Origin of the sequence: Ottowia thiooxydans (assembly GCF_040548795.1) — a bacterium.
Lineage (GTDB): Bacteria > Pseudomonadota > Gammaproteobacteria > Burkholderiales > Burkholderiaceae_C > Ottowia > Ottowia thiooxydans_A.
Map to the genome: position 1 here is coordinate 301,407 of NZ_JBEPSH010000007.1, position 26,047 is coordinate 327,453.

Annotated in this window: 26 protein-coding genes; 17 read left to right on the top strand and 9 right to left on the bottom strand. The window is 58.9% G+C overall.

The annotated features are described in order from the left end of the window. The first annotated feature begins 32 nt into the window (after positions 1-32). Both ABIE13_RS18450 and ABIE13_RS18455 read left to right on the top strand, forming a co-directional pair. The gene (locus tag ABIE13_RS18450) at positions 33-1,493 is read left to right on the top strand and encodes an aldehyde dehydrogenase family protein (protein ID WP_354446104.1); all 1,461 of its coding nucleotides are present in this window, start codon (positions 33-35) and stop codon (positions 1,491-1,493) included. Next, positions 1,490-3,208, top strand: coding sequence for a GMC family oxidoreductase (locus tag ABIE13_RS18455; RefSeq protein WP_354446106.1), 1,719 nt, complete (start codon positions 1,490-1,492; stop codon positions 3,206-3,208). The genes ABIE13_RS18450 and ABIE13_RS18455 overlap by 4 nt, the downstream gene beginning before the upstream one ends. Positions 3,209-3,348: 140 nt before the next feature. Here ABIE13_RS18455 and ABIE13_RS18460 read toward each other — a convergent pair whose 3' ends face one another. Then, complete coding sequence (locus tag ABIE13_RS18460) at positions 3,349-3,798, bottom strand: SMI1/KNR4 family protein (RefSeq protein ID WP_354446108.1); 450 nt, start codon at positions 3,796-3,798, stop codon at positions 3,349-3,351. 85 nt (positions 3,799-3,883) lie between these two features. Here ABIE13_RS18460 and ABIE13_RS18465 point away from each other — a divergent pair, with 85 nt between their 5' ends. From ABIE13_RS18465 to ABIE13_RS18485, 5 genes are all read left to right on the top strand, one after another. Beyond that, positions 3,884-4,237, top strand: coding sequence for a DUF4180 domain-containing protein (locus ABIE13_RS18465; protein WP_354446110.1), 354 nt, complete (start codon positions 3,884-3,886; stop codon positions 4,235-4,237). Positions 4,238-4,346: 109 nt separating this feature from the next. After that, complete coding sequence (locus tag ABIE13_RS18470) at positions 4,347-4,976, top strand: LysE family translocator (protein ID WP_354446112.1); 630 nt, start codon at positions 4,347-4,349, stop codon at positions 4,974-4,976. Positions 4,977-5,340: 364 nt separating this feature from the next. Then, the gene (locus ABIE13_RS18475; RefSeq protein ID WP_354446114.1) at positions 5,341-5,658 is read left to right on the top strand and encodes a hypothetical protein; all 318 of its coding nucleotides are present in this window, start codon (positions 5,341-5,343) and stop codon (positions 5,656-5,658) included. Positions 5,659-6,058: 400 nt separating this feature from the next. Then, positions 6,059-6,580, top strand: coding sequence for a hypothetical protein (locus ABIE13_RS18480; protein ID WP_354446115.1), 522 nt, complete (start codon positions 6,059-6,061; stop codon positions 6,578-6,580). Between the two features lie 205 nt (positions 6,581-6,785). Next, positions 6,786-7,187 (top strand): GNAT family N-acetyltransferase, encoded by a 402-nt coding sequence (locus ABIE13_RS18485; RefSeq protein WP_354446117.1) that lies wholly within the window; start codon positions 6,786-6,788, stop codon positions 7,185-7,187. Between the two features lie 29 nt (positions 7,188-7,216). On the opposite strand, the gene ABIE13_RS18490 is transcribed toward ABIE13_RS18485, so the two are convergent. The 3 genes from ABIE13_RS18490 to ABIE13_RS18500 form a co-directional block, all read right to left on the bottom strand. Further along, entirely contained in the window at positions 7,217-7,657 is a 441-nt protein-coding gene (locus ABIE13_RS18490; protein ID WP_354446119.1) for a GNAT family N-acetyltransferase, read from the bottom strand. 149 nt (positions 7,658-7,806) lie between these two features. Then, positions 7,807-8,190, bottom strand: a complete 384-nt coding sequence (locus tag ABIE13_RS18495) for a c-type cytochrome (RefSeq protein WP_354446121.1) — start codon at positions 8,188-8,190, stop codon at positions 7,807-7,809. 158 nt (positions 8,191-8,348) lie between these two features. After that, on the bottom strand, positions 8,349-9,248 hold the full coding sequence (locus tag ABIE13_RS18500) for a LysR family transcriptional regulator (protein ID WP_354446123.1): 900 nt from the start codon (positions 9,246-9,248) through the stop codon (positions 8,349-8,351). A 123-nt stretch (positions 9,249-9,371) separates the two neighbouring features. On the opposite strand from ABIE13_RS18500, the gene ABIE13_RS18505 reads away from it, so the two are divergent. Together ABIE13_RS18505 and ABIE13_RS18510 are read left to right on the top strand one after the other, a co-directional pair. Then, positions 9,372-10,238: an FAS1-like dehydratase domain-containing protein gene (locus ABIE13_RS18505; protein ID WP_354446125.1), complete on the top strand. Its 867-nt coding sequence runs from the start codon at positions 9,372-9,374 to the stop codon at positions 10,236-10,238. Then, the gene (locus ABIE13_RS18510) at positions 10,235-11,422 is read left to right on the top strand and encodes a CaiB/BaiF CoA transferase family protein (RefSeq protein ID WP_354446127.1); all 1,188 of its coding nucleotides are present in this window, start codon (positions 10,235-10,237) and stop codon (positions 11,420-11,422) included. The genes ABIE13_RS18505 and ABIE13_RS18510 overlap by 4 nt, the downstream gene beginning before the upstream one ends. 206 nt (positions 11,423-11,628) lie before the next feature. Here the strand turns inward: ABIE13_RS18510 and ABIE13_RS18515 are convergent, their stop codons facing one another. Genes ABIE13_RS18515 through ABIE13_RS18530 form a run of 4 tightly spaced genes read right to left on the bottom strand, consistent with a single transcriptional unit; the run spans position 11,629 to position 17,057 of the window. Then, a complete protein-coding gene (locus tag ABIE13_RS18515) occupies positions 11,629-12,603 on the bottom strand; it encodes a Bug family tripartite tricarboxylate transporter substrate binding protein (protein ID WP_354446129.1) in 975 nt (324 codons plus the stop codon). 28 nt (positions 12,604-12,631) lie between these two features. Then, positions 12,632-13,768 carry an alanine racemase gene (locus tag ABIE13_RS18520; protein WP_354446130.1) on the bottom strand — a complete coding sequence of 379 codons (1,137 nt, stop codon included), beginning with the start codon at positions 13,766-13,768 and terminating at the stop codon, positions 12,632-12,634. Further along, complete coding sequence (locus tag ABIE13_RS18525; RefSeq protein ID WP_354446132.1) at positions 13,765-15,456, bottom strand: amidohydrolase; 1,692 nt, start codon at positions 15,454-15,456, stop codon at positions 13,765-13,767. Before ABIE13_RS18525 ends, ABIE13_RS18520 begins: the two co-directional genes overlap by 4 nt. Beyond that, on the bottom strand, positions 15,456-17,057 hold the full coding sequence (locus ABIE13_RS18530) for a gamma-glutamyltransferase family protein (RefSeq protein WP_354446134.1): 1,602 nt from the start codon (positions 17,055-17,057) through the stop codon (positions 15,456-15,458). The genes ABIE13_RS18525 and ABIE13_RS18530 overlap by 1 nt, the downstream gene beginning before the upstream one ends. 110 nt (positions 17,058-17,167) lie before the next feature. On the opposite strand from ABIE13_RS18530, the gene ABIE13_RS18535 reads away from it, so the two are divergent. The 7 genes from ABIE13_RS18535 (at position 17,168) to ABIE13_RS18565 (ending at position 23,767) form a co-directional block, all read left to right on the top strand. Continuing rightward, complete coding sequence (locus ABIE13_RS18535) at positions 17,168-18,079, top strand: LysR family transcriptional regulator (RefSeq protein ID WP_354446136.1); 912 nt, start codon at positions 17,168-17,170, stop codon at positions 18,077-18,079. Between the two features lie 91 nt (positions 18,080-18,170). After that, positions 18,171-18,497, top strand: coding sequence for an ArsR/SmtB family transcription factor (locus ABIE13_RS18540; protein WP_354446137.1), 327 nt, complete (start codon positions 18,171-18,173; stop codon positions 18,495-18,497). Positions 18,498-18,660: 163 nt separating this feature from the next. Beyond that, entirely contained in the window at positions 18,661-19,947 is a 1,287-nt protein-coding gene (locus ABIE13_RS18545) for an arsenic transporter (protein WP_354446139.1), read from the top strand. Between the two features lie 32 nt (positions 19,948-19,979). Beyond that, positions 19,980-20,411 (top strand): arsenate reductase (glutaredoxin), encoded by a 432-nt coding sequence (arsC, locus tag ABIE13_RS18550; protein ID WP_354446141.1) that lies wholly within the window; start codon positions 19,980-19,982, stop codon positions 20,409-20,411. Further along, positions 20,398-21,114 (top strand): arsenical resistance protein ArsH, encoded by a 717-nt coding sequence (gene arsH, locus ABIE13_RS18555; protein WP_354446143.1) that lies wholly within the window; start codon positions 20,398-20,400, stop codon positions 21,112-21,114. The genes arsC and arsH overlap by 14 nt, the downstream gene beginning before the upstream one ends. Before the next feature lie 14 nt (positions 21,115-21,128). After that, positions 21,129-22,298 (top strand): MFS transporter, encoded by a 1,170-nt coding sequence (locus ABIE13_RS18560; protein ID WP_354446145.1) that lies wholly within the window; start codon positions 21,129-21,131, stop codon positions 22,296-22,298. Positions 22,299-22,504: 206 nt separating this feature from the next. After that, complete coding sequence (locus ABIE13_RS18565; protein WP_354446147.1) at positions 22,505-23,767, top strand: putative Na+/H+ antiporter; 1,263 nt, start codon at positions 22,505-22,507, stop codon at positions 23,765-23,767. An 81-nt stretch (positions 23,768-23,848) separates the two neighbouring features. Here ABIE13_RS18565 and ABIE13_RS18570 read toward each other — a convergent pair whose 3' ends face one another. Further along, on the bottom strand, positions 23,849-24,787 hold the full coding sequence (locus ABIE13_RS18570) for a LysR family transcriptional regulator (protein ID WP_354446149.1): 939 nt from the start codon (positions 24,785-24,787) through the stop codon (positions 23,849-23,851). Positions 24,788-24,877: 90 nt separating this feature from the next. On the opposite strand from ABIE13_RS18570, the gene ABIE13_RS18575 reads away from it, so the two are divergent. Further along, positions 24,878-26,035: a CaiB/BaiF CoA transferase family protein gene (locus ABIE13_RS18575; RefSeq protein ID WP_354446151.1), complete on the top strand. Its 1,158-nt coding sequence runs from the start codon at positions 24,878-24,880 to the stop codon at positions 26,033-26,035. The last annotated feature ends 12 nt before the right edge of the window (positions 26,036-26,047 follow it).

The window sequence follows — 26,047 nt, forward strand, 5'->3', positions numbered from 1 at the left end:
CTCTGTGGTCCCAACATAAAAAAAGGTGATTCATGAAGGCAGAAAAAGTTGAGACTCTGGGGCGTCAATGGATAGGCGGCGAATGGCTTGAGCATCGCAATGGTGCCGTTTTTTCGAGCGTCAATCCCGCGAATGGAAACATCCTCGGCCACGCTGCGGATGCGGATGTTCGCCAGGTCCAATCGGCGATTGATGCGGCGCGCCATACGTTCGACACCACCCAATGGAGTAGTTCGCCTCGTCTACGCGCCCAAGTGCTGCTGCGCTTCGCTGCGAATATCGCAGCCCGCGCGGACGGTCTTGCACGCCTTCTGACGGCTGAGAACGGAAAGCCGCTGGCAGTCGCGCAAGCGGAAATCCGAAACTGCATCAGCGAGTTGGAATACTACGCCGGGCTCACGCGACAGATCGCCGGCCGCTCGCTGCAAACCTCGCCAGGCGTCCACAGCCTTCTGCAGCGCGAGGCGTCGGGGGTAGCAGCCGTCATCACGCCTTGGAACGCGCCGGCCATCTTGCTGGTGCGTTCGCTGGCGCCAGCCTTAGCCGCCGGGTGCACCGTCGTCGTCAAAGGCGCAAGACAGACCGCTCTGGTGCACACGGCCATGATGGAGTGTCTTGCGGCCGTTGATGAACTTCCACATGGTGTGGTCAACAGTTTCTCTGAGAGTGGGCATGCGGGGGCACAAACCCTGGTAAGGTCACCGAGCGTGGACGTACTAGCCTACACCGGCTCTACCTCAGTCGGACGGCAGATCATGGCCGATGGTGCGCAGACTCTCAAACGACTGTGCCTGGAGCTGGGTGGCAAGGCACCTTGCATCGTATTCGGTGATGTGGACGTTCGCGCCACTGCGACATCGGTTGCGCGCGCGGCAACCGCCCTCGCGGGGCAGCTGTGCACTGCGGCTTCGAGGGTGCTGGTCGACGTCAGGATTGCCGATGCCTTCCGCGATGCACTCACTGAGTCCCTGGATTCGATCGTCGTGGGCGACGGGTTCGATCCTGCCACCCAGATGGGCCCGCTGATCGACCATGCGTCCTGTGAAAGAATGGAAAGGCTGTGCGATGAAGCCTCGCACTATGGCGACGTGTTGCTCCCAGTTCGTCGTCCGCCGGGTCAGGACGAGCGCGGCGCTTTCCTGCGACCCGGCCTCATTGCCGTGCAAGACCTGAGCGCGCCGGGCGCGGGCGAGGAGGTGTTTGGACCGCTGCTTAACTTCGAGACCTTCACCGACGCACAGGACGCGATTCACCGTGCCAACTTCCACCCCTTCGGCCTGGCGGCCAGCGTTTGGAGCCGAGACGTGGGCCATGCTCAGGCCGTAGCGCAGCGCGTTCGCGCAGGAACGGTGTGGATCAACACGCACAACGTCGTCCTTCCGGAGGTCGAAATGGGTGGCCTGCGCGATAGCGGCTTTGGTCTACAACACGGCGTGGATGGGCTCGACCTGTTCCTGCAGACACGCCACATCTACCGCGAGGACGCGGCGTGAATGCTGCACCTTCAGTTGGTATTGCCGACGGCGCCACCTTCGATGTGGTGATTGTCGGCGGCGGCTCGGCCGGCTGCGTACTGGCCAGCAGGCTGTCGGAAGACCCCTCGACTTCCGTGCTGCTTATTGAGGCTGGCGAGGATATGCCGCCCGGCCAGGTCGACCCGGACATTCTTAGCAGCTTCCCGTTGGCCACTTTCCGCGGCGACAGGTGGCTCTGGCCCGGGTTGCGCGTTCGTCCCGCTGCCGGAAGGGCTTCAGTACCGTACGAGCAAGGCCGGGTACTGGGAGGGGGCTCCACCGTGAACGCACAAGCCGCCAACCGCGGGCTGCCACGCGACTACGACGACTGGTGCGCATCAGGGCTTGTGGGCTGGGGGTGGGACGACGTTCTCCCCTATTTCCGAAAACTCGAGCGCGACCTGGACTTTGGCGGACCATTGCATGGCGATGCAGGTCCGGTCCCCGTGCGCCGCATCCCGCCGGCGCAGTGGAACGGCTTTTCGCTGGCGCTGCGCAAGGCCTACCTGAATGCCGGATTCGAAGAACTACACGACCAGAACGGCGAGTTCGGCGACGGTTTCTTCTCTCCCGCTATTTCTAATGAGGACGACCACCGGGTGACGGCTGCGATGGCGTACCTAGACGCGAACGTGCGCCGTCGAAAGAACCTCCAGATCCTCACTGGCCATCGCGTCGACCGGATCGCATTCGATGACCGGGTCGCCACGTCCGTCCAGGTTTCGTTCGAGGCGCGGCCTGTGTTCAGCGTGCGAGGACGGCGCTTCGTGCTCACTGCTGGTGCGCTCCATACGCCCGCGCTGTTGCTTCGCTCGGGTGTTGGGCCTGCCGAGGAGCTGCTGCCGCTAGGTGCGCAAATGGTTGCCAACGTACCTGCGATTGGCCGCAGGCTACAAGACCATCCGGGAATCGCATTGTGTCAATACCTGCCGCGGGGACTCCGCGCCCCTGCGCCGCCTGTGCGCGCAAGCCTGCTTGGCCTGCGTTATTCGTCAGGCTTTGATGCTGGCGAAGACTCGGACATGTATGTTGCCAGCTCGGGCCGGGCAGCTTGGCACGCGATGGGAGCTCGGTTGGCCACCTACTTCCTTTGGTGCAACCGTCCGTACGCTCGCGGTCAAGTCCGGTTGGCGTCGATGGACCCGAACGTGGCGCCCGAAGTCGACCTCAACTTGTTGGGCGACGAGCGCGATGCAATGCGCATGGCTGACGGCGTTCACCGGCTCGCTGGCATCGCGCAGTCGATGCCTTTCGCACATCTAGAAGGAGCGATGCCGCTGGCGCTGTCGCCAAGGGCTAAGGCATTGTCGCGAATCACACCTTCTAATGCGGCTCTGGCGCGAGTTGCTGCGACCGTGGTCGATGCCGCTGGGCGACTGCGCCCGCTGCTGCTGCGCCACGCAGTCAACGGCGGGTGGTCCATCCGGGAACTGCTCACCTGCAGCGAAACGATGCAGAAGTTTCTTCGCGCGCAGACCTTCAGTATGTGGCACGTGAGTGGGACCTGCAAAATGGGGCATCCGGATTCGCCTGACACCGTGGCCGACGCGCACGGCAAGGTTGTAGCGCTCGCAAACGTGTGGGTGGCCGATGCTTCTGTCATACCTACCCTGCCCAGTGCGAACACCAATCTGCCCGTTCTTATGGTCGCGGAAAAGATCAGTGACGGCCTCCGCAAGATGGCGACGTCCTAAGGCGTGGAACTTCTTCCCGCGACCACACGCACTCGCCTTCATAGCGCGTGGATTCATGGATGACGAGGAACTGCTCGCCCCGATTCATGAACTGAGCTTTGTTCATTCGCGCGGTGCCTCTGTGCTGCCTAACGCCTGAGTTAGGCCTTATTCAGCACGAATTTGTCCCTAATTTTTGCAAGAGAATCTGCCGATTTCTGTGCAGATCGCATGACTGCCGGAATCCCTGGCTTCCAGTGTGTCAGCCGCCCAGTCTCATGGTGCCAGTGAAGAATCTTTGGCTCCACATAACCATCAACGACTCGTGCTACCAGATGATTTCCCGTCCCATTTGACGCAAGAGCTAGCAACCCCAGATCGCGGATATGCTTTCCCCAAGCACCACGCAAATTCTCGTATGTAATAGCTCCAGCTGTTTTTCTTGGGTTGGCAGGATTGAATATGGGGTAGAAGATCCAGCCGCCTGAGAGTTCATTGCAGTTATGTGTGCGCCAAATTGATTTCAGCTCTTCCGGGAATGTGATGCCCAGTTCGGTCTCGGCATGGTAAATCAGTTCATCACTGGCAACTTCGCGAGAGTGTTCGGTCATAAGGTCTAGCGTAATGTATCCCGCAAAACCTGTGGGATAAGATGGACGATGCGAGACACATCACGTTAGGCGCCAGGAGGCAAAGATGGAGATTCGACTATTTCCAAACACGAACACGCCAATCCTCGAACTAGTCGGCACAATTTCGTCGCTGCAAGAAGCACTTGATATTGTCTCGTCTAGCTACGAGAACGACTCCAGCAAAATTCTTCTTCGTGGAAAGCAACTACCACCGGAGTTCTTCGACCTTCAAACGCGCTTCGCTGGCGAGTTCATCCAGAAGCTGGTGAACTACCGATTCCGCATTGCGGGCGTATTTGGGGAGCACGAAATCCTCAACGAGCGCTTTCGGGAGTATGTCGCTGAGGCGCGCACAGGTCGGCAGTTCAGGTCGTTCTCGACCGAAAGCGAGGCCATCTTTTGGCTAGAGAACCAGTAAAGTTGGGGACGTTGCAGTCCGACCCTTCCATCGAGCTGACATGCCCCCGCAGGCCTTGGCACACTCTCAAACGTTAGACCTCACAAACATTACCTTCCGGAGTCCTCGAATGCACGAACTCACCGCCCTTGCCGGTATTCTTACGGCCTTGACCGTCGGCGTCATTAGCCTCGGCCCCAGCTTCGTCATGGTTGCCCGAATGGCAGTCTCGTCATCGAGATCTCGGGCGCTTGGTGCTTCTCTTGGCATGGGCGCAGGTGGCATGTTCTTTGGCGCCGCAGCACTGCTAGGGCTGCAAGGCATCTTCCATGCTGTACCCGCGCTGTATATTGCGCTCAAAGTTCTCGGTGGTCTGTACCTGTGCTACCTGGGGTTTCTGATCTTCAGGTCTGCGTCGCATCCACTGACTACCGCAGCTGGCACACAAGGGAAAACAACGTCGGTCAAGTCGTTCTGGCTCGGCCTTACCACCCAGGTCAGCAACCCAAAGACCGCAATTGTCTACGCCAGTGTTTTCGCCGCGTTCTTGCCGCCGCATTTCTCGTTCTCATTTGCCGCATCTCTGCTGCTTATGGTTTTCTTGGTTGAGGCTGGGTGGTATTCGCTGGTTGCGCTGCTTCTGTCCAGTCCGAAGCCTCAACAGGCCTATCTTTCGTACAAGTCCTGGGTTGATCGAGCGGCCGGTCTTGTTATGTTCGGGCTTGGGCTAAAGCTTGTCACCAGTGCCACCAAGGCTTAGCCACCCGAGTGCGGTCTAACCCTTCCATCGAGGGGATCACTAAAAGGCTGCGCCTTTTAGTCACCCTTCATATCAAAAAGTTAGCGACCGCTTTACGGCCTTGAAATCGGTCAGCGCTTTGGCCGCTTCGGGCCCAAAGCATCCGGTCTCCGAAGTACTTGTCTCGGCGGCGAAGGCACGGGTAGCTCGGATCCAGAGATCTGATAGAGATGCCGATTTTCATCGCCGTCTTGGACCTGCATGAAAGAGCAACCAGCCTGACGCCAAGCGTATTATGAGACTCACTTTTTTGGGGGACACAGTGTCCGTCATCAGCCAGCTTATTTCGAAGTTCCTCAGATTGCGGTGTGCCAGACCCCATGCCATGCATGTCGAGCGTACCCATCACGTCGATGCAAGCGAACCGGATGAGGCAGGTATGCACGAATACCACTACGAATACGATATCTATCGTTTCAGTGACGGCGTGCGCTGTCTCACCGCGCGCAGCTACGTCGACCAGCCGGGCGAGGCTCACTTCCTGGGTATTGAGTTTCGCGGCAAATCCAGGTTGCTGGTTGACCGTGACATGTCGCAAGCGCTGTTCCTCTCAGCATCGGAGTATCTTCAGGCCCAGGGCAAGACGGACTTGCGCTGGCTGAGCGGCAGAGGCAACGGCTACGAAACGGTATATAGAGCGTGAATTGCGAAGGCCTAACGATGTATGGGAAATCTGAAGCCCACAATGCGCATCAACCGCCCGACTATGTAGAGGGCCCAACGTCTGACCTTCGCTTGGAAGGAGCGCCAAAGCCCAACCTAAGCCGCTGGGCTTCGTTGTTTCCGGGGTTCGTATAAGGGCCGTGCTGCCAGTGGCAACGAGTTGTGCATCAGGGCGCCTACCTTAAACAAAATAGTCTTCCCAAAAACAAAAGCCAACCTGGATCCGGATCAATAAACTGGGTAACACCGAGGCCATGCTAACGGGCAAGCCCAAGCGGAGGCTTTCCAAGCCTGAGCGAGCACAGGCCATCGCATAGAACCTGAGCACGCTCTTTGGAAAGGCGGATTTTCATGGCGCAGATACACCACGAGGAGAAAACATGTCCCATGCGATTCACAGAAGAGGGTTGCTGCTGATGGCTACTTCCCTGCCACTCGGCGCGTGCGCGCAAAAGGCTTCGGCCCCTCCACCGGGACCGGGCATGGCTGCTTCGGTCACCTATCTGAACCTGCTGGCCAAAGTGCCGTTCTTCAAGGCGCTGACGCGTGAGCAACTGCAATGGGTGATCGACCACTCGCGTGAATGGGCCACGGAGCCCGGTGCTGTCATAGCCAGTAGCTCGCGCGGGGCCAACAGCTTCTGGGTGTTGCTCGATGGTGGCTGGCAAATCGAACATGCAGGCAAGACCTTCAAGGCAGGTCACGCTGACCCCGCCAAGTGGTACGGAGGGCGCGACATGCAGGCGCTGGGAGTCGGCGACACACGCGTGGTGGGAACCGCCAAAAGCTACGTGATCGAGATCCAGCAGCCAGAGCTTGACCAGATGATCCAGCGCGGATTCGCATTCGGCCCTCATCTGGAGTCTGGACTGGCTTTCTATCGTTCGCTGCGAAAGACCTGAGTTCGCGTTGGAGGTTGGTGCAACATGCGCCTACAGGTCGCTCCAACCCCACAGCAGTTTGAGGTGCTTCGGATTTACTATTCCGCGAGCAGGCCCACGCCGCATTGGCTGAGGTCAGCAGACGTGCCTGGAGGCTAGACTTCAGCTGTCGGCCAAAAGCAGATATTTGCCATGTGCAAAACGTTCCACTAAACACGGGGTAATCATGCAGATTCGAAACGCTGAAACTGCGGACATTCAAGCAATCCACAGCCTGCTGTCGGCATGCGGCTGGGGACATCGATTGGGCGACGTTAACCACCTTAGTCGATTGATTTCCGCCTCCCAACGCGCAGTGGTTGCAGAAATCAACAACGAGATAGTGGGCTTTGTGAGAGGAATTACGGACGGCCTTTCCAACGGCTACGTGTCCATGGTTGCAGTCGCCGAGCTGCATCGAGGCCAGGGGATTGGACGGACGCTGGTCGAAGCTCTCATTGAACCTGCCCATGAGATTACTTGGGTCCTTCGGGCGGGAAGAGTTGGCGCTGCAGAATTTTTTGCCAAATTAGGTTTCACATCTTCAACGATTGCCATGGAGCGTCCGCGCACCCAAGTGATCAATTAAATTGAATGGCCGCTTGCTTAGAAGTGGGGTCACTTCGACGTTCGTAACTTGGCCAATTCCTTCTTCATGTGAATCAAGCCAAAGCCTTTTATGTAGTCATCAAGGCGTGCGTACTCTTCATAGCCCTGCTTGAGATAGAAGTTGCGTGCCTGCCATTCGAACGTCTCAAGGGCAGCACACTTTGCTCCCAAATCTATCGCCTGCTTTTCGGCTGACTCAAGAAGCTTGGCACCAACACCAGACCGCCGGGCGCGTTCATCCACGAACAGGAGATCGATTCGGAGCCAGTTCAAGAAAACGAACCCTCGCAGACCGCCGATCAATTCTTCACCGGACCTCGCACTGACCCAGACGGGCTGCGCCTCGCCGTATTCGCCAACGAACTGGTAATTGAACTGGCGCATCCGGCGCCCCAACTCACCGGAACGAACTTCATCGGCAGACGGTGTGTAGATCTCAAAGTCTTCCATGGGTTGAGCAGTCCGCCCACCAAGCTTTATTGGTTCTCTAGCCAAAAGATGGCCTCGCTTTCTGTAGAGAATGACCTGAACTGCCGACCTGAGGGCGTCTCAGCGTCAGACTCATGTCGACCCATAACGGTCAGACGGTCAGCACGCAATCACCGACTTTTGGAGATCACGCCACTCATGTACTGATGCAAATCGCGAAAATCCTGAACCGTCCAGGCGTGCGGTGCCAGCTTCACCCCGTTAACACGCAGTGTTTTTGGAATCAGGTCTCCGTTCGGACGAAGTATCACCGACGACACAATGACGCCTGGATACTCATCGAGTCGCTTTTTGAAAGCAGCCGTTGTGAGATCAGGCGTTGGAGGGTTGCTTTTCTTGGCCAATGGCCCCGTGCCCTTGATATCGACACCGTGGCACATCGCGCATCTCTGTATGTAGAGATTTTTCCCGTTGCTGCTTTGCGCTAAGGATGCCAATGGTTGGCTCAACACCAACGATCCTAGCGAAGCAATGAACAATTGTCTTGCTTTCATTTAGCCTTGTCGTATCACGCAGATCGCGGGGCCGCGAGTATAGCCTCTCAGGCGTGAAATGGCCGCTTCTGGCCAACGGTACCAATTTGGCGGTACTTCCTGATGGTCATACTGTGACAAGTCAAGGGTGGTGCAGTCGGCAAACACCGCTGAATTAACTAGCCACGCAGACTTGCCTTGGACAATTCAATGAACAAATCGGCAGCTTCGGATTGAGGCAGCTTTCGCCGAAGTAAGACGATCTCTCTGTGAACCACGGGCTTGCGTAGTGCTAGCACCCGCACAGTGTCGTCCGATCGCTCCGCGACAGCTGAGGCCGGAACAATGGCGATGATGCCACCACCCGAAACCAGGGACACGGCTGTCGCCAGATGCTCGACCTGGTAGGCCCAGTTAAGACGCAAGGCGCTCTTTTGCATGGCAGCTTCGATCAGCGCCCGATTGGCGCTCAGCATGCCGATGTTGATCAACGGCTCGCCACTCAGATCCTGCCATGTGATGCTGGCCCTGCGCGCCAGCCTGTGCCCGGACGGGCATGCCGCCACCATCGGCTCTGAAAAAAGCTTATCGCTTTCGAGCTTCGCGTGGGTCGCCCCCGGCACCGTGATTGCAAAGTCGACCTCGCCTTCGAGCACGGCCCGACGGATCTCGGTAGCTGAGCGGTCAAATAGTTGAACTCTCACATCAGGATAGTCTCTAGCGAAGGCCCTTAGCAAGGAGGGCATGCGCAACGCGGCGATCGTCGGAAGGCAACCGATCTTGAGGGTGCCGACTCGGCGCCCCGTCCCGACACGAAGGCTATCCAACGAAGACGCGAGTTCCTGGACAACTCGCCTTGCTTGCGGTAGAAAAACCGCTCCTTCCTGAGACAGCGTGAGGGTTCGCGTCGTGCGGGTCACAAGTCGAATGCCGAGACTACTTTCCAATTTCGCAAGACGCCTGCCTAACGCGGACTCTGACAGGTGCATGTGATTTGCAGCGGCCCGAAAGCTTCCGAGTTCTGCAATCGCCACGAAGGCCTGAACGCCGAGGATGTCTAAATGGGAGTGAGAGGGCATGACGGATTATCGCGTTTTATGCATATATCGATTCGAATAAATGCGCTTCTGTTGTCGACGCCATCGCTGGAAAATCCCTGTGCCACGCCAGAAGGGAAACAGCCAACCATGCAAGAGATATCTATGGACCAATGGATAGGTCGCACACAAGAGGCCTACGATGTAGTGGGGCTCGCACCTGCTCGCCACTTGGCGGCCATGCTGGACTTACCGACCGCCTCCATAGCTTTCGGTAGCGAAATTCCAGGCTTTTGGTATCAAATACTGTTCTCACCTTTTGACCTTCAGTCGAAGCTGGCCGCTGACGGGCATCCGACCAAAGGCGAATTTTTACCTCCCATACCTTGGCCTCGTCGCCTGCTCGCAGGAAGGCGAGTTGGCTTCGACAGTCCAATTCAGATCGGCGCGGAGGTCTATCGCACCAGTACCATTCAGAGCATCGTGCCAAAGACGGGCCGAAGCGGTTCGCTGTGCTTCGTCACCGTGGCTCACGAGTTGAAGGATTCGAACAATCGCCGGCTTGTCAAAGAGGAACAAGACATCGTGTATCGCCAAGCGGTTGACACCCCATCCGACAGCACCACACCAAGCTCGTCGGCGTCTCATCCAGAGCGCATTGAGTCATTCCCGCCTCCCCACTTTTCCGATAAATACCGACCTGACGCGACGATGCTGTTCAGATACTCGGCCATCACCTTCAACGCTCACCGCATTCACTATGACCTGCCCTTCGCCCGTGACGTCGAAGGCTATCCAGAACTCGTGGTCAACGGTGGACTTACGACGATCAAACTGTGGCAGATGGTGGCAGCCCATACCAATAGGCCGATCCTCGCGTCGCGCTCGCGCAATCTTCAAACGCTGTTTGCGAATCGTGAAGCCACGCTCTGCGCTGCGTTCACAGGAACGTCGCAAATCCTAGCGTGGGCGCTCAATGATCAGGGTGTTCCTGTCATGCGCATGGAGTTGGAACTTGGAGAACTCGCGTGAGCGGCGGTCCATTGGAAGGGGTGCGCGTCATCGACCTCACCTCGGTCGTTGTTGGGCCTGTTGCTACGCAATTTCTGGCCGACTACGGTGCAGATGTAATCAAGATTGAACCGCCGGAGGGGGATCTGCTTCGCAAGCTTGGCGGTAAGTCGCCCTCAGGCGATGCCTCTGCAAAATTTCTGCATTTCAATCGCAACAAACGGTCGATTATTCTGGACCTGAAGACGCAAGAGGCTAGACGCACCTTGCAAGTACTGTGTGCTGAGGCGGATGTCGTCGTACTCAATATGCGGGGTCCTGCTCTCGAGCGGGCAGGACTGACCGATGAGTTGTTGCGCGCAGCCAATCCTCGTCTGATCCATTGTTGGCTGGCCGGCTTCGGCCAAGGCGGTCGTTACGCGGATCGTCCTGCCTACGACACTATTGTCCAGGGAGCTTCCGGAGTCGCTGGGGCCATGGAAAGATTGGTCGGACAGCCCTCTTACGCCCCCGTGCTGGCAGCCGACCACACGGTAGGTTTGATTGCCATTCAAATGATTCTCTTGGCGCTCTACAGGAGAGAGCGCACAGGCCAGGGCGATTCGATCCAGGTGCCCATGTTCGAGAACATGGCGGCATTCATGCTCGCGGAACACATGTACCTACGGAGCTTTGAACCGTCTCTTGGAGGGACAGGCGACCCTCGAATCCTTGATCCTCAGAATCGTCCGTTGCCCACACTCGATGGCCATATCTGCATCTCGGCCAATACCGACGCGCAAGCTTATGCGTTCTTTGAAGCGGTGGGCCGACCCGAGTTGAAAGACGACCCCCGCTTTTCGACGGTCGCGGGACGTTTCAAAAACGTGCAAGCCTTCTTCGAATTCAGGTTAGGTGCACTGCGTGAGCGGACGACTGCGCAATGGCTCAGCATATTTGAGAATGCCAACGTGCCCGCAATGCCCTATCACACGCTGGAGACCTTGCTGGAAGACCCACATATCGACGACGTGGGAATGTTGACGACAGTCGAACACCCGTCGGAAGGGACGATCTGGAACGTCGGCCTTCCCAACAAATTGGGATCAGGGGCTCGCACCGATTACATGCCCCCACCCATGCGAGGACAGCATACGACCGAGGTCCTCACTGAGGCAGGTTTCGACGCAGCAACGATTGAGCGACTCAAGGCATCACTGGCCTAAATGCGGTTGAAACCGGACGATCCGTCAACACCGCAACGACATCAACGTTTCACGCAGTTTCAGAAAAAGTTGTGGTGTAGGAGGATTCCCGGATATTCCCTTTTGGCAACTCATGCAGGGCATCGACCAATTCCGGACCTATGGTTCCCAGCACGACTTGCCGCCGAAGCGGTTCGACGGACCTGCTTATCGAATAGCCAAAGTTTTCACTCATTTGGTTTAACACGTCCACTGCGGACCAGTCCCGCCCACCGATCCACGTCCGCGTTGAAATAGACACCGAACTCCGCTGAATTCACCGGAACGCTTTCGGCTCCGATCTTGGACAAGGCAGTCTTGACATCTGACTGCAAGAGCGCGCGCTCCACCGCAGACTGGATTTTCGCGATCACGGGCGCAGGGGTGTGAGCAGGCGCGAAGAAGCCAATCCAGTTCAAGACAACAAAGCCAGGGTATCCCGACTCCTGGACGGTGGGGATATTGGGGAACGACGGCAACCGTTGACGTGATGAAATCGCGAGAGCGCGCACGGACCCACCTTCGATCATTGGAGCCGCCGATCCGAAGACGTCGAACAGAAAAGAAATTCGGCCCGACAGCAGATCCGGGTAAACCGCTGTGCTTCCCTTGTAGGGTACATGCAGCATCGGTGTTCCTGAGGCCGCGCGGAACAATTCACTCGCAAGGTGACTTCCCGAGCCAGGCCCCGAGGACCCATAACTCAGCGATTGAGAATTCGCTTTGCCGGCAGCCACGATGTCAGCCAGCGATTTGAAAGGACTGTCCTTGGAAACAATCATGACATTGGGAAGGCCTGCGATGCCGGCGACGGCAGCGAGATCTCGCCTGGGATCGAAGGACATTTTCATGAGCGACACGTTCGTTGCAAGACTGTTCGTCGCAAGCAGAATCGTGTAACCATCGGGCAACGCGGCCTTGGCCACATACGCAGATCCGATATTGCCCCCTGCTCCGCCCCTGTTTTCCACTGCGACCGTCTGGCCCAAGACTTGCGACATGTGGTTGGCCAGCAGCCGGCCAATGTTGTCTGCGGTACCGCCCGGAGCAAATGGAACGACCATAGTGATCGGCTTGGACGGGTAGGCCGCCTGCGTGAATCCTGCCTGTCCAAAGCTGAGGAGGGCCAACGCAAAGACCATTTTCGAGATAAATAGCTTCATGAGAAAGCTCCGGTTGATGGCGTCAAAACTAAAGCACGCCCCGGCCATCAATGGGCCAGATCGCGACGAGTGTGTTTCCGTGCAGCACGTGATATTCGCTGTGCAAGTTGACGGTGGGGTCGCAATGCGGAAGCACGAAATCCACGGATTCCCCCCAAAGCGGTGCGTCAGGCCCGTCGAATCGAAGCTTGCCGTATTCGTCGCCAAAGAACTGGAAGGCCCAATCTGGTTGGTTCCGAACGTCTGGTGCGAAGCTGTCCGAAGAAAAACTTTTAGTACCCAGGTTCACCGTGGCCATGCCAGCATGGTTCTGGCTGATGACATGCCCTCTCAGCCAAATAGAGACATCGAACGGCACCATGGAAGTGCCCCAGGCTACCCTGCCGTATTCCACATCCATGAAGACAAACGAACCCGCCTGATGCTCATTGAAAAGTCCGCTCGCAGCATCGATCGGAAACGAACCGGTACCGCCGCCCGAGACTGTGGAAGGACCGAGCCCTGCTGCCCGCAATTCATCGATGAGCGTCGCCAGCTTTTGCAGATGAGTTCCGTAGATCCGCTGTCTTTCCTCGAAACTCTCTATGTGCTGTATTAACCCCGAGTAAGCCTGTATGCCTGCGTACTTCAAGCTCGTGCTATCTGAAAGGCGCGCTGCGAGCTGGATCGCAGCCGGGCCATCCGGAACTCCAGTCCGCTGCATTCCAATATCGAGATCCACCAACGCATGGAACTGAAGCTGGGTGCCCTTCAATGCCTCTTCCCACAACTCGATACCGCGAATCGAATCGACCACCACAGAAAACTCGCAACTCTGCCCGGATTGACGCTGGCGCCCAACCGCATCGGCAATGGCGCTCGCTTGCCTTGGTTGGGTGACCGGCGCCGTGAGAAGCAGATCTTCGATGCCCGCGCCAAGCATCACCAGCGCTTCAAGCGGGGTGGCGCAACACAGGCCGCTAGCACCCCATTGGATCTGCCGTTTGCCCAACTCCGAACATTTATGGGTTTTGGCATGCGGACGCAACCTCATTCCCGCGTTGGCGGCGAGTTCCACCATGGATCGTGTGTTTCGCTCAAGCAGTTCGCCATCGACAATCAGCGCGGGTGTCGTCAGAAGCCGGGCGCCGCCAGGTTGCCCAATAAGATCAGCGTTCGCGGTCATTCGTCGCTCCTTGAATAGGTCTGAACGCCGCCCACGTAAGTCTCCAAAGACACAATGTCTTTCAACGCATCCTCCTGCACCGTGAGGGGGTCATCGCTACACACGAAGAAGTCCGCCAACTTGCCCGGTTCCAAAGAACCTTTTGATTTTTCCTCGAATGTCAGGAACGCGCCGTCCAGGGTCGCGGCTCGTATGGCCCGCTCTCTGCTGACGCGTTGGTCGGCAGCCACCAGCTCGCCTGACCGGTCCCGGCGCGCTACGGCATGCCATATCGGATGAAACATCGACACCGGCACGTTGTCCGTTGCCAGCGATACCGGAATGCCCGCCTTCTCCAGGCTCCGCAACGGTGATATCTCCTGCTCGCGATCGATACCGATCGATTCACGTGTTCTGATCCCGGCCCGGTAGATGTACCTGTTAGTGTGCGTAGTCATGACGAGCCCGAGGTCTCGCGCCTTGGCGATGTCCGTCTCCGTCAGCAGGCTGATGTGCCCGAGAACCCAACGCTTGTCTCGGATCGGCACGACACGATTGACTTCTTCGTACAAGTCAATCAGATCGGGCGTCACGCCGACGCACCTGATGTTGTTTCGGGCTGCGGCAATCAGCACCGCTTTCAGTTCCTCTCGAGGAAGGCCGGCGTCGTTGTAGAAACCTGCCCATCCTGTGTAGGGGTTGCATGACGCCCTCAGCGTGTTCTCCCTTGGAGACCGGGGGCCATCCCCCTCCTCGTCCATCAGCACGTACAGGCCGCCTGCGCGAAGATACTCGTCGCCGAGGCCTCGCCCGCCCATCCACGCGCCCCAGGTGGCAAGCAGCTTCTCACGATCGGCGCCCGCCACCGTCGACCATGATGGGCTGTGAACCAGATGCGCCCGTACATTCAACGGTCCGCGGGACCTGAGTTCCTGGTAGGCGCTCAGCACCTCCCCGGCAATCCCGTGTTCTTCGAACACGCTGGTGGTTCCATGGGCGTTGTATTCCCGCATGGAGCGCTCAAGTGCCGCAACGCGATCGCGAGCCGTAAAGCGGCCCGCCCTGAGCATCAGTGTCAATTCGACTACGGACATATAGGTATGCTCTAGAAAAACACCCGTGAGGTTTCCCTGAGGGTCCTTTTCAAGATGCACCGATTCGGTCATCGATGGTGTACTCCCGTCAAGACCACACGCTTCGAGCGCCCTTGAATTCGCAATCGATACGAGCGGCAGCGCGTGGCGCCAGAACCCCCAAATAGGCTTGATGAACACAGGGTTGTCGGGTGACACCTGATCGAGATCCCAGCGCGTTGGCCAGCGCTGCTCTTGCAATCCTTGCGGCATATTCCAGTAGGAAGGCGGATCGCCGATCGGCATGGTGACGATCCACTCGCCAGGTTTGGCACGGCGCACCAGCCCCGCAATGCGGTCAAGAATGTCGCGAATCGAACGCGCACCTTCGAGCGTCGGGTAGACCTGCTTGAGCCCCTCCCGGTCCATGTGGGCATGCCCGTCGATCAGCCCCGGAAGTACGGCACGGCCATTCAGATCTTGAGTGACTGCGTCAACGGGGGCGCCGGCTTTGATCTGATCGCTGGACCCCACCGCAACGATACGGCCCCCCCGCACGTGCACGGCCTCGTACACGCCGAAGCGCTGATCAACCGAGATTATTTTGCCGTTGAGGAATATGTGGTCGCGATTCATCAATTCCCCGCCGCGCAAGAAGCGTCCCGTCTGTCGTCTGCCACAGCGATGCGTCGGCCGTCGTCGGCCAGCTCGATGCATTCGGCCGAACCGAAGAAAAATCGCTCACCCACTGCAACCTGAACATCGAGACCCTGTTCCCTTAGCTGAGCAGGAACTCCTGCGGCCACTCCTTCGGCAAGGCCTGGCTCAATCAGCAGCCCGCCGGCAAGATCCATCGACCATCGCGGCGCCGCAATGCTATCCCTGAGGGAAAGCTTCAAATCCACCAAGGCAGACAAGACGTGTGTCAGAGTGATTGTCTGGCCCGAGCCTCCTGGTGTTCCCAGCAAATACTTAAGCCGCCCACCGTTCGTTACCATGACCGGATTCAGGGTATGCGCGGGCCGCTTGCCCGGTCCAGCACTATTAGGATGCCCGGACTGCGGATGGAAGCCTGCCAGGCGGTTGTTCAAGATCACGCCCGTCGCAGCATCGGCCACCATGGCACCGAAGGGTTTGAAAATGCTTTGAATCAGAGTAATCGCATGGCCAGCCTTGTCCACTACCGATATCGTCGCCGTACCCTGGGACTTGCTGACCGAACGGGCCGGAGAAATGGAACGCATGCCTTCACGCAGCGCCTGCGCAGCCACTGGTGATAAGGCCTCTTGCGGGGACACCACATGAGAGGGGTCACCCACGTAGGAGAGTCCATGTGCGAATGATGTTCTGGCCGCCCTCATTAAAAGGGCAAGCCGCCCGGATGACAAGAGACCTTGCTCTTGGACGTCAGTGTCCTCAAGCGCAAGAAGCTGAAGCAACATAAACAGGCCGAACGAATTGGGCGGCGCGACGTTCACGGTCAATCCGCGGTACTTAGAGCGGAGTGGATGCGACCAGATGGGCTCATACGTGCTCAGGTCGTCCAAAGACATGGAACCGCCTTGCGCCTGCAGCACTTGGCAAATCGATTGACCGATAGTTCCTTGATAAAGAGCTTGGGGGCCGTTGTCTGCAATCGCTTGCAGCGAACGACTCAAAGGCGATTGAAGCAGTCTTTCCCCAACGACCGGGAGTTGCTCATCCACAAGAAAGAGCTTCCCGAGACCGGTATCTCTCCGGACTCTTGCGTCGAACAAGCGAAATGCTTGCGCGAGATCATCGCAAACCTCGATGCCCTCTGCGGCCAGCCTCGCGGCTGGCTCGATGAGCGACGCCCAGGTACTGTGACCGAACCGCTGATGAATGGCATGCCATCCACCCACCATACCGGGAACACCGCAACTGAGCGGCCCAAGGCCCAATTGAGAGCTTGACAGATCCGGGGGAAGCGCCTGAGGCGAAGCCCCAGAGCCATTCAGGCTCCAGACCTCGTTTTTTGATGAGTCATGCACCATCGCAAAGCAATCACCACCCAGGCCGCAGGCATGTGGCAGCGCAACGCACAGCATGGCTGCGCCCGCAACAGCCGCGTCAAAGGCGTTGCCGCCGGCTTGCAGAACGCGCTGAGCCTGCGAGGTCGCAAGCGGATGACTCGACACGACTGCATAGCCCGCTCCAGCTGCCTCGGTGACTCCCTGACCTGCTTCGGCTTTCGATAATTGCAAAAAGTCCTGCATAGATCCTCATGTGTAACGGTGTTCAATGTAGGAGCGAGCTCGATCCGTGGATATACTCATTTCAGTTAAGGGGTTAACTTATTCAACATTTCCACGCTTGAGGCGCTTCTGTGAATCTCACTCATTTGCAGCACTTTGTGGCGGTTGCCGATAACGGGAGCGTCCGTCTTGCAGCAGAGTTGCTGGGGATCACCCAGCCAGCAGTGTCCCGGTCACTGCGCGCATTGGAGACGACATTGGGGGTCTCGCTGCTCACCCGCGACTCGAAAGGGTCGCACTTGACCGAGTTCGGCCAAGTCCTCCATGAGCGTGCGAAGCTGATCACGAATGAGATCGACCGCATTCCCATCGATCTCGCTGAGTTGTCGGGTGATCCGGATGACGTGGTGCGCATCGCATGTTCGGCGACGCTGGGGATCGATCTCCTGCCTTCGGTTCTGGAAGATTTCCACGAAAGATATCCAAAGGTCCAGTTGCACGTGATGGGTGGCTTACCAAGTTCCCATCTTTCTCAGTTGGCGGATGGCTCGCTTGACCTCGTCATCGGTGCACGGCCTCGGGGACAGCTTCCTGCATCGATCGAAGTGCATGATCTGTTTACCGTAAGCACTGTGATCGCCGTACGCCAAAAACATCCATTGCGCGCAGCCAAATCGCTCGAGGATTTCGCCCAATCTCAATGGGTGCTCCCGAGCGCTGCATTTGACGTTGCCGCGGACCTTCAGGCTGCGTTCAAGGGCCTGCGAAAGAGCGGGCCAAGGATCGCCATGCGCTCAGATTCACTTTATTTTGTACAGGCGCTGGTAGCGTCGACTGATTACGTCACGCTGATTCCAGAGCCATTGCTCAAGGTCGTGGTGGCCTCATCCGGGCTTCGGGAAGTTCGGGTTCCCGAGCTGAAGTCCCGAGACACGGTAGCGCTCTTCGTCCGTTCCAACCGAAGGCTTTCCCGGGCAGCGACGCAACTTGCGAGCGCCCTCAAGCTTGGCGCCAAACTTCGTCGTCAAACTGCGCAGAAGTAACTCTGAGCGAAGAGCTCTTCAGGGAACCAGTCATGGGCCTGGCAAGACTTGCCACCAACAAATAATTCAATATTTGTTGTATAGTTGATTTATGAACGAAGAAGACGCAGTTCGATCCCTTGCCGCTCTTGCACAAGCGCTTCGCCTGCGCCTTTTCCGCGCACTGGTGGTTGCCGGCCCAGGCGGCTTGACTCCGAGCGTCCTGGCTGATCAATTGAATGTGGCTGGCAACACGCTGTCCTTTCATCTCAAGGAACTGACGCATTCGGGCCTGGTGACTCAAGAGCGACAGGGACGAAACCTCATTTACCGCGCTTCATTTAGCACCATGAACGAGCTCTTGTCATACCTTACGGAAAACTGTTGTGAGGGAGCGGCGTGCTCAACAACTGCCCTTTCTTTGGATTGCGGTTGTTAAGGCTGCGGTGTAGCCACGAGCAACGACCAGAAACCCAGCACCTGAAAAGCTTTCAACAACGGACTGCTCGCTATGTCGCGCGCGGCCAGTGCTTTGCAAGGGCTATGACCTTCACAGACTGGGCTCTACCTCCTCCTGTTCGCCACCCAAGAAGTCTTTCACCATGTTCGCGGCCATCCTGATTTTTCTGCTCACGCTTGTGCTGGTCATCTGGCAGCCCAGAGGTTTGGGCATTGGCTGGAGCGCATCATTCGGCGCTGTGCTGGCCCTGCTTTTCGGCGTGGTGCACTTGGCCGACATTGCCGTGGTGTGGGGCATCGTCTGGAATGCAACGGCCACGTTCGTGGCGATCATCATCATCAGCCTTCTCCTGGACGAAGCTGGCTTCTTTGAATGGGCAGCCCTTCACGTCGCACGTTGGGGGGGTGGCAACGGCCGCCGACTGTTTGCCTTCATCGTGCTGCTTGGGGCGGTCGTTGCAGCTCTGTTCGCCAACGATGGAGCGGCCCTGATCTTGACGCCCATCGTCATGGCGATGCTGGTGGCGCTGGGCTTCTCGCCAGCCGCCACGCTGGCGTTCGTGATGGCGGCCGGCTTCATAGCCGACACAGCCAGCCTGCCGCTGATCGTGTCCAACCTGGTCAATATTGTGTCGGCCGATTTCTTCGGCATCGGGTTCAACCAATACGCGGCCGTGATGGTGCCGGTCAACATCGCCGCTGTATTGGCCAGCTTACTGGTCCTGATGCTGTTCTTTGGAAAAGCGGTGCCAGCGCGCTACGACTTGACCCAGCTCAAGAGGCCCGCGCAGGCCATCCGCGACCCGGCCACCTTCCGCGCCGGCTGGGTGGTGCTGGCCTTGCTGCTGGTGGGCTTCTTCGGCCTGGAGCCACTGGGCGTGCCGGTCAGTGTGGTCGCGGCGGTGGCCGCTTTGGTGCTGCTGGCTGCTGCGGCCAGGGGTCAGGTCATCAGCACGCGCAAAGTGCTTTACGGCGCGCCTTGGCAGATCGTGGTGTTCTCGCTAGGTATGTACATGGTGGTGTATGGACTGCGCAACGCGGGGCTGACCGACCGCCTTGCAGGGCTGCTTGATGTGTTCGCGCAAGGCGGTATATGGGGAGCAGCCATAGGCACCGGCGTGCTCACGGCCATGCTGTCTTCTGTCATGAACAACTTGCCAACAGTACTGGTCGGCGCGCTGTCTGTCGACGCATCGCAGGCCAGCGGTGTGGTTAAAGAGGCCATGGTCTACGCCAACGTGATCGGCTGCGACCTGGGCCCCAAGATCACGCCCATAGGAAGCTTGGCCACGCTACTGTGGCTACACGTGCTGCAAAAGAAGGGCACCACTATCGGCTGGGGCTACTACTTCCGCGTGGGCGTCGTGCTCACGCTGCCCGTGCTTTTGATCACGCTGGCGGCCTTGGCGCTGCGCCTGAGCCTGGCCTGATCGGCGCCCTCCCCCCTCACAAGGAACTGACCATGAGCAACATCACGATCTACCACAACCCCGCCTGCGGCACGTCGCGCAACGTGTTGGCGATGATCCGCAATTCTGGCGAGGAACCCGAGGTCATCGAGTACCTTAAGACCCCGCCCGAACGCGCCATGCTGGAACAACTGATCTCGGACATGGGCATTGCGCCTCGCGATTTGCTGCGCAGAAAGGGCACTCCCTACGAAGCTCTGGGCCTGGACAGCCCCGCGTGGACCGATGCGCAGTTGATCGACTTCATGATGCAAGAGCCCATTCTCATCAATCGGCCCATTGTGGTGACCCCGCTAGGAACGCGGTTGTGCCGGCCTTCGGAAACCGTGCTCGAGCTCCTGCCGCAGCCGCAGCAGGCCGCCTTCACCAAGGAAGACGGCGAAGCCGTCGTGGACGAGACGGGAGCACGCATTGCAAAGCCCTGAACTACCGAACATCGACGCCGACAGCTTTCGCCATCCCGACCTGGCGCGGCTGCTGCCGGCCGAGCGCGCAACCCATCCGCCGCGCATTCTGCTGCTATACGGGTCCGTGCGCGAGCGCTCGTACAGCCGGCTGCTGACCGAAGAAGCAGCGCGGCTGCTGCGCGCCATGGGCGCCGAGCCTCGTATCTTCGATCCGCGCGGACTGCCGCAACCAGATGGAGCCCCGGAGGACCACCCAAAAGTTCAGGAACTGCGCGAACTGGCCCAGTGGGCCGAGGGCATGGTGTGGTGTTCCCCAGAGCGGCATGGCGCCATGACCGGCATCATGAAGTCCCAGATCGATTGGATTCCATTGTCGGTCGGATCTGTGAGGCCGACGCAGGGCAAGACGCTGGCCGTCATGGAAGTTTCAGGCGGATCGCAATCGTTTAACGCGGTGAACCAGTTGCGCGTGCTTGGACGTTGGATGCGCATGCTGACGATCCCCAACCAATCTTCAGTGGCGAAAGCCTTCGCGGAATTCGAGGAAAATGGTCGCATGAAACCGTCGCCTTACTACGAACGAGTGGTCGATGTGATGGAGGAGCTTGTGAAGTTCACCCTCCTGACCCGTGATTGTTCCGAATATCTCGTTGACCGTTACAGCGAGCGGCGAGAGAGCGCCGAGGCGCTATCCAAGCGAGTCAAGCTGCGTAGTATCTGAGCCGCCGAACCTCCATGCAAAAAAGGCCCACCACTGTATTGCTGGGCTTGTCCCAGACGCTGGCATGGGCCTCTTCCTACTACCTGCCAGCCATTCTGGCGGACGCCGTCGGCAAGGACCTGGGAATCTCCCGTGGGACTGTCTTTGGCGCATTTTCTGTGGCCTTGCTGGTGTCTGCCGCCATCGGACCATTGGCAGGCAAGCTGATTGACAGGTGGGGAGGCAGGCCGGTGCTCATGTCCAGCAACCTGGTGTTCGCGATAGCCCTGGCCGCTCTCAGTCAAGCGCAACATCCCCTGCAGGTTTTTGCTGCCTGGGCCCTGATGGGCGTAGCGATGGGCGGTGGCCTGTACGAAGCCGCTTTCGCCACCGCCGTACATCTGCATGGCCAAGGCGCAAGGCGCACTATCACTGGCATCACGCTGTTTGCCGGCTTTGCCAGCACAATAGGCTGGCCGTTGACAGCCTGGCTCAATAGCAGTTTCGGCTGGCGCGATGCCTGCCTGGTATGGGCGAGCTTGCATCTGGTCATTGCGTTGCCACTCAACGCCATGCTGCCGGCCACCGTCCGCAAACCCAAGGATGCTGAGGACGTGGCAAGCCGACCGGAGCAACCATCGGTCTTGGCTGCAGATCAGTGGCGCAGCGCTGCCGTTCTGATGGCATTTGTCTTCGCAGTGGCTTGGTTCACCAGTACGGCCATGGCGGCGCACCTGCCCCACCTTCTGCGGGACGCAGGAGCCACCGCAGCCGCAGCCGTGGGCATTGCCGCGGTAGTAGGCCCTGCTCAGGTTGCGGGCCGTTTGATCGAGTTTTCCTTTCTGCGCCGCACCCACCCCCTGCTATCGTCACGCTTGGCCATGCTTGCCCATCCCCTGGGTGCATTGTGCATAGGTGTGTTCGGTAGTTCAGCCGCCCTGGCCTTCGCTGTTCTGCACGGCCTGGGCAATGGCATATTGACCATCGCCATTGGGACACTCCCTCTCATTTTCTTTGGCAGCAAGGGATACGGCCAGCGGCAAGGTCTTTTGATGGTGCCTGCGCGCATTGTCCAGGCAGGCGCTCCCTTCATTTTTGGGGTGGCAGTGGAACGGCTGGGTACGGGATCACTGTGGATTTCAGCGGGCCTGGGATTGGCGGCCTCCATTGCGCTGACGCGCATGGCGGTGAAGATGCGCCGTTGAAGCACGACTACGTGCTGAAAAGTTGAATCGATCCAATAGGCGTACACCATCGCAGCCCCTTGATCTCATCATCGGCTGCCACGACTCGATGGGGACCATGGGATTGCCATGAATGGGTTTGGTAAAATCGAGTTCAGGGTGCTTTTCCAATTCCAGGAAAGCAGGTTCAGCGTCGGTCGGGCCGCCACGCAGCTTTGGACCGTCCCATGTTCCCTACTCCAGACACTATTCAGGTCGTCGCCGCCGTTATTTTCGCGGTCGCGCTCCTTCACACATTCACAGCCAAGCAGTTCGAGCGTCTAGCTCATCGCTTCCCTCAACACAGCGGTTCGTTTCACCTTCTTGGCGAAGTAGAAGTGGTCTTTGGCTTCTGGGCCATGGTGCTGGTGATCACCATGGCTGTACTGGTGGGTGGAGATGAAGCTCTCACCTATGCGGAGTCACGCAACTACACCGAGCCGCTCTTTGTGTTCGTGGTCATGGTCGTTGCCGCCTCTCGTCCTATCCTGCACACAGTAGGCGTCAGCATGAACGCGTTGGCTCGTCTGGCCCCGTTCCCTCCCCGCCTTGCGTTGACGTGGCTCGGGCTCGCAGTGGTACCTCTACTTGGTTCGCTCATTACCGAACCTGCCGCGATGACGCTTGCAGCGCTGATGTTGGCCCCAATAGTGTTTCGCCCTGACGTTTCGGAAAGGGTGAAGTACTTCGCACTAGGCGTGCTGTTTGTAAACGTTTCCATCGGCGGCACACTCACCTCTTACGCAGCACCGCCGGTACTTATGGTGGCGTCGGCTTGGGACTGGGACAGCAAATTCATGCTGACCAATTTTGGCTGGAAAGCTGCACTTGCCGTGCTGATCAATGCGACAGTGGCTGCTTTTGTTCTGCGACGCCAGCTGACAGCCTCAGCCGATGCGAAAGCTGAAGTCGCCACCCCCATTCCCCTCGCGGTAGTGCTGGTACACGTGGCCGTGCTCGCCGGCGTAGTGATGCTCGCCCATCACCCCGTTGCCTTTCTGGCGCTCTTTTTGCTTTTCCTTGGCTTTACGCAGGCCTACGAACGGCACCAGAGCCCGCTGGTGATTCGCGAGGCCTTGCTGGTTGGCTTCTTCCTGGCCGGTCTGGTGGTGCTCGGCGGTCTTCAAAGCTGGTGGCTGCAACCCATTGTGTCGAGCCTTGAACCTGTCGCCTTGTTCTTCGGGGCACTAGGACTCACCGCCATCACTGATAACGCGGCGCTGACATATCTCGGCTCCTTGATTGAAGGCATGAACGACGCCTCAAAGTACATGCTGGTAGCTGGCGCGGTTGCTGGCGGTGGGTTGACCGTGATCGCCAACGCACCGAACCCTGCTGGGGTCGCGTTGCTGAAAAACGGCTTTGCTGACGAATCGATTGGAGCGGGCGGGCTGCTGGCCGGTGCTGCGGTACCCACGCTGATTGCTGCTGCCGCGTTGCTGCTGCTGTGAACCGGGTGATTCAAGAGTGTGTCCAGCCCATCGGCTTGGATCCGTTGCGACGAGCAAACCGAAAACAAAGCTACGAACGCATCAATCAATCCGCTGGCGTGCAACTCGACTTGGCAGGTTCTGCCGCAGAGCCTCCGCCAGACGCGCGGCCGCTGGAGACAGCGGCACCCCCACACGTTGCAGCAGGCCGACTGACCGCTGTACATCAGGCTGGCGCAGTTTCACCACCGCAAGTTCCGAGCAATCCGTGAGCGCCAGCGCGAGCCTGGGCAAGGCCGTGACACCCAGGCCGGCGGCCACCATGGGGCCCATCAAGGCGATGTTGTCGCATTCATGGCGCACCACCACAGTGATGGCGCCTTCAATGAACACGCGGTCGGTCACCGGCCGCACGCTGCTGGCCGGCATCATGGCCACGAAGTCGCGGCCTGCCAGTGCAGACCAGGCAAGTGTCTTGCGGCGCGCCAGCGGGTCGTCCTTGCGGCAGACCAGCACGTAATCGTCGGTCAACAGCGGCTCGAAGCTCAGGCCGCTGCTGGTGGCGGGCTGGGTTGCGAGCGCAAAGTCGACACTCCCTGCGCGCACGGCGGCAAGCACCTGCTGCTCCATGATTCCGAAGACCTTGACGTCGACGCCCGGCGACACAGCCACCAGCTCGCGAATGGCGCGTGGCATCAAAGCCACTACCACCGACGGCAGGCCGGCCACCACCGCCTGGCCTTTCAAACCTTCGAGGTGCTCGCCGAACAGACCGAAGGCTTCGTGGAATTCGCCCACGAGCCGCCGCGCGACCGGCAGCATAGCCGCGCCCGCCGGCGTGAGTTCTACCGAGCGCGTGCTGCGCTCGAATAGCCGCACATTCAGACCGTCTTCCATCAGCTGTAACGTGCGGCTGAGCGCCGGTTGCGAGACGTGCAGCCGCGCAGCCGCTTCGGTCAGGTTGCGAGTGGACTCGATGGCCAGAAAGGCTTCCAGCTGCTTGACCGACGGCTGGCGACGCAGGGAACGGGCGGCAGGCATTAATGTAAAAGATGCATGATTGCGATTCAAAGATTGTATTTCTCGTTATGAATCTCGCTTGCTACAGTGAGGTACAAAAGGAGACCGTGTTTGGAACAAGTCAAGGCAGGAGCGCCAGGACAAATGCTTGCTGGCACCAAGGTGATCGAGCTCGGGCAGATGCTCGCCGGACCCTACGCGGGCTCCATCCTGGCCGACCTCGGCGCCGAGGTTGTGAAGATTGAACGCCCGGACGGCGGCGACGATGCGCGCCGCATGGGAGCGGCCTTCGTTAACGGCGATTCGCTCGCCTTCCATGTCTTTAACCGCGGCAAAAAATCGGTGGCGTTGAACCTGGAAGACCCGGGTGACCTCGCCGCCTTCCATGCGCTGGCTGCCGACTGCGACATTCTGATCAACAACCTGCGGCCCGGAGTATCCGAACGCTTCGGTATCGATGCCGAATCAATGTGCAAGCGTCATCCGCGTTTGATCTATGCGCTGATCTCGGCCTTCGGCCATGCCGGCCCGATGCGAATGGAGCCGGGGTTCGAGCCGCTGGTGCAAGCCTTCAGTGGTTTGTCCAGCTCTAATGGCGGGCCCGAAGATCCACCCACGCGAATAGGCGCGTCGGTGTGCGACCAGGGCACAGGCATGTGGGCCGTCATCAGTGCGCTGGCCATGCTGGCCCAACGCGAGCGCACGGGCCGCGGCGGTCTGCTGCAGCTGTCCCTGCTGGAAACGGCCCTGGTCTGGAACGCGCAGAAATCCGACGGCTGGGTCAATGAAGGAAAAATTGCACCGAGGCACCGCTCCGGCCATCCCAGCCTCTGCCCCTATGAGCTTTTCGACACTGGTGACCAGCCGATTCTGATCTGCTGCGGCAATGACCGCCTGTTCGCCAAGCTGGCGGCTGTGATGGATCAGCCGCAGTGGATTGCTGACCCGCGCTACGCCACCAACCGTCAGCGGCTGCTCAATCGTGACGCCCTGGTGGACGAGCTGCAGCCCCTGCTGCGCAGCCGTCTGCGAGGAGACTGGCTGGAAGCATTCAAGCACGTGGGTGTACCTTGCTGTGAGCTTCATTCGATTGCGGATGCGCTGGCCCACCCGCAGGTACAAGCACTGGGGCTCACCCAAGCAGTAGGTGCGACCGGCATGCGGCTTACCGGGTTGCCGGTGACCGTCAACGGCCACCGTCCGACACTGGAAAGCGTTGCGCCCGGGCTTGGTGAACACAACGCCGAATTGGCCCTTCTCCGCACCTGAGCCGAGCCGAGC

Bases quoted from the DNA above. Each gene is read 5' to 3' on its own strand.
- ABIE13_RS18450 (WP_354446104.1), top strand. From the start codon at position 33: ATGAAGGCAGAAAAAGTTGAGACTCTGGGGCGTCAATGGATAGGCGGC.
- ABIE13_RS18465 (WP_354446110.1), top strand. From the start codon at position 3,884: ATGGAGATTCGACTATTTCCAAACACGAACACGCCAATCCTCGAACTA.
- ABIE13_RS18530 (WP_354446134.1), bottom strand. From the start codon at position 17,057: ATGCAGGACTTTTTGCAATTATCGAAAGCCGAAGCAGGTCAGGGAGTC.
- ABIE13_RS18500 (WP_354446123.1), bottom strand. From the start codon at position 9,248: ATGCCCTCTCACTCCCATTTAGACATCCTCGGCGTTCAGGCCTTCGTG.
- arsC (WP_354446141.1), top strand. From the start codon at position 19,980: ATGAGCAACATCACGATCTACCACAACCCCGCCTGCGGCACGTCGCGC.
- ABIE13_RS18495 (WP_354446121.1), bottom strand. From the start codon at position 8,190: ATGAAAGCAAGACAATTGTTCATTGCTTCGCTAGGATCGTTGGTGTTG.
- ABIE13_RS18520 (WP_354446130.1), bottom strand. From the start codon at position 13,768: ATGACCGCGAACGCTGATCTTATTGGGCAACCTGGCGGCGCCCGGCTT.
- ABIE13_RS18540 (WP_354446137.1), top strand. From the start codon at position 18,171: ATGAACGAAGAAGACGCAGTTCGATCCCTTGCCGCTCTTGCACAAGCG.
- ABIE13_RS18570 (WP_354446149.1), bottom strand. From the start codon at position 24,787: ATGCCTGCCGCCCGTTCCCTGCGTCGCCAGCCGTCGGTCAAGCAGCTG.
- ABIE13_RS18485 (WP_354446117.1), top strand. From the start codon at position 6,786: ATGCAGATTCGAAACGCTGAAACTGCGGACATTCAAGCAATCCACAGC.
- ABIE13_RS18475 (WP_354446114.1), top strand. From the start codon at position 5,341: ATGCATGTCGAGCGTACCCATCACGTCGATGCAAGCGAACCGGATGAG.
- ABIE13_RS18505 (WP_354446125.1), top strand. From the start codon at position 9,372: ATGGACCAATGGATAGGTCGCACACAAGAGGCCTACGATGTAGTGGGG.
- ABIE13_RS18515 (WP_354446129.1), bottom strand. From the start codon at position 12,603: ATGAAGCTATTTATCTCGAAAATGGTCTTTGCGTTGGCCCTCCTCAGC.
- ABIE13_RS18560 (WP_354446145.1), top strand. From the start codon at position 21,129: ATGCAAAAAAGGCCCACCACTGTATTGCTGGGCTTGTCCCAGACGCTG.
- ABIE13_RS18480 (WP_354446115.1), top strand. From the start codon at position 6,059: ATGTCCCATGCGATTCACAGAAGAGGGTTGCTGCTGATGGCTACTTCC.
- ABIE13_RS18460 (WP_354446108.1), bottom strand. From the start codon at position 3,798: ATGACCGAACACTCTCGCGAAGTTGCCAGTGATGAACTGATTTACCAT.
- ABIE13_RS18565 (WP_354446147.1), top strand. From the start codon at position 22,505: ATGTTCCCTACTCCAGACACTATTCAGGTCGTCGCCGCCGTTATTTTC.
- ABIE13_RS18525 (WP_354446132.1), bottom strand. From the start codon at position 15,456: ATGAATCGCGACCACATATTCCTCAACGGCAAAATAATCTCGGTTGAT.
- ABIE13_RS18545 (WP_354446139.1), top strand. From the start codon at position 18,661: ATGTTCGCGGCCATCCTGATTTTTCTGCTCACGCTTGTGCTGGTCATC.
- ABIE13_RS18470 (WP_354446112.1), top strand. From the start codon at position 4,347: ATGCACGAACTCACCGCCCTTGCCGGTATTCTTACGGCCTTGACCGTC.
- ABIE13_RS18490 (WP_354446119.1), bottom strand. From the start codon at position 7,657: ATGGAAGACTTTGAGATCTACACACCGTCTGCCGATGAAGTTCGTTCC.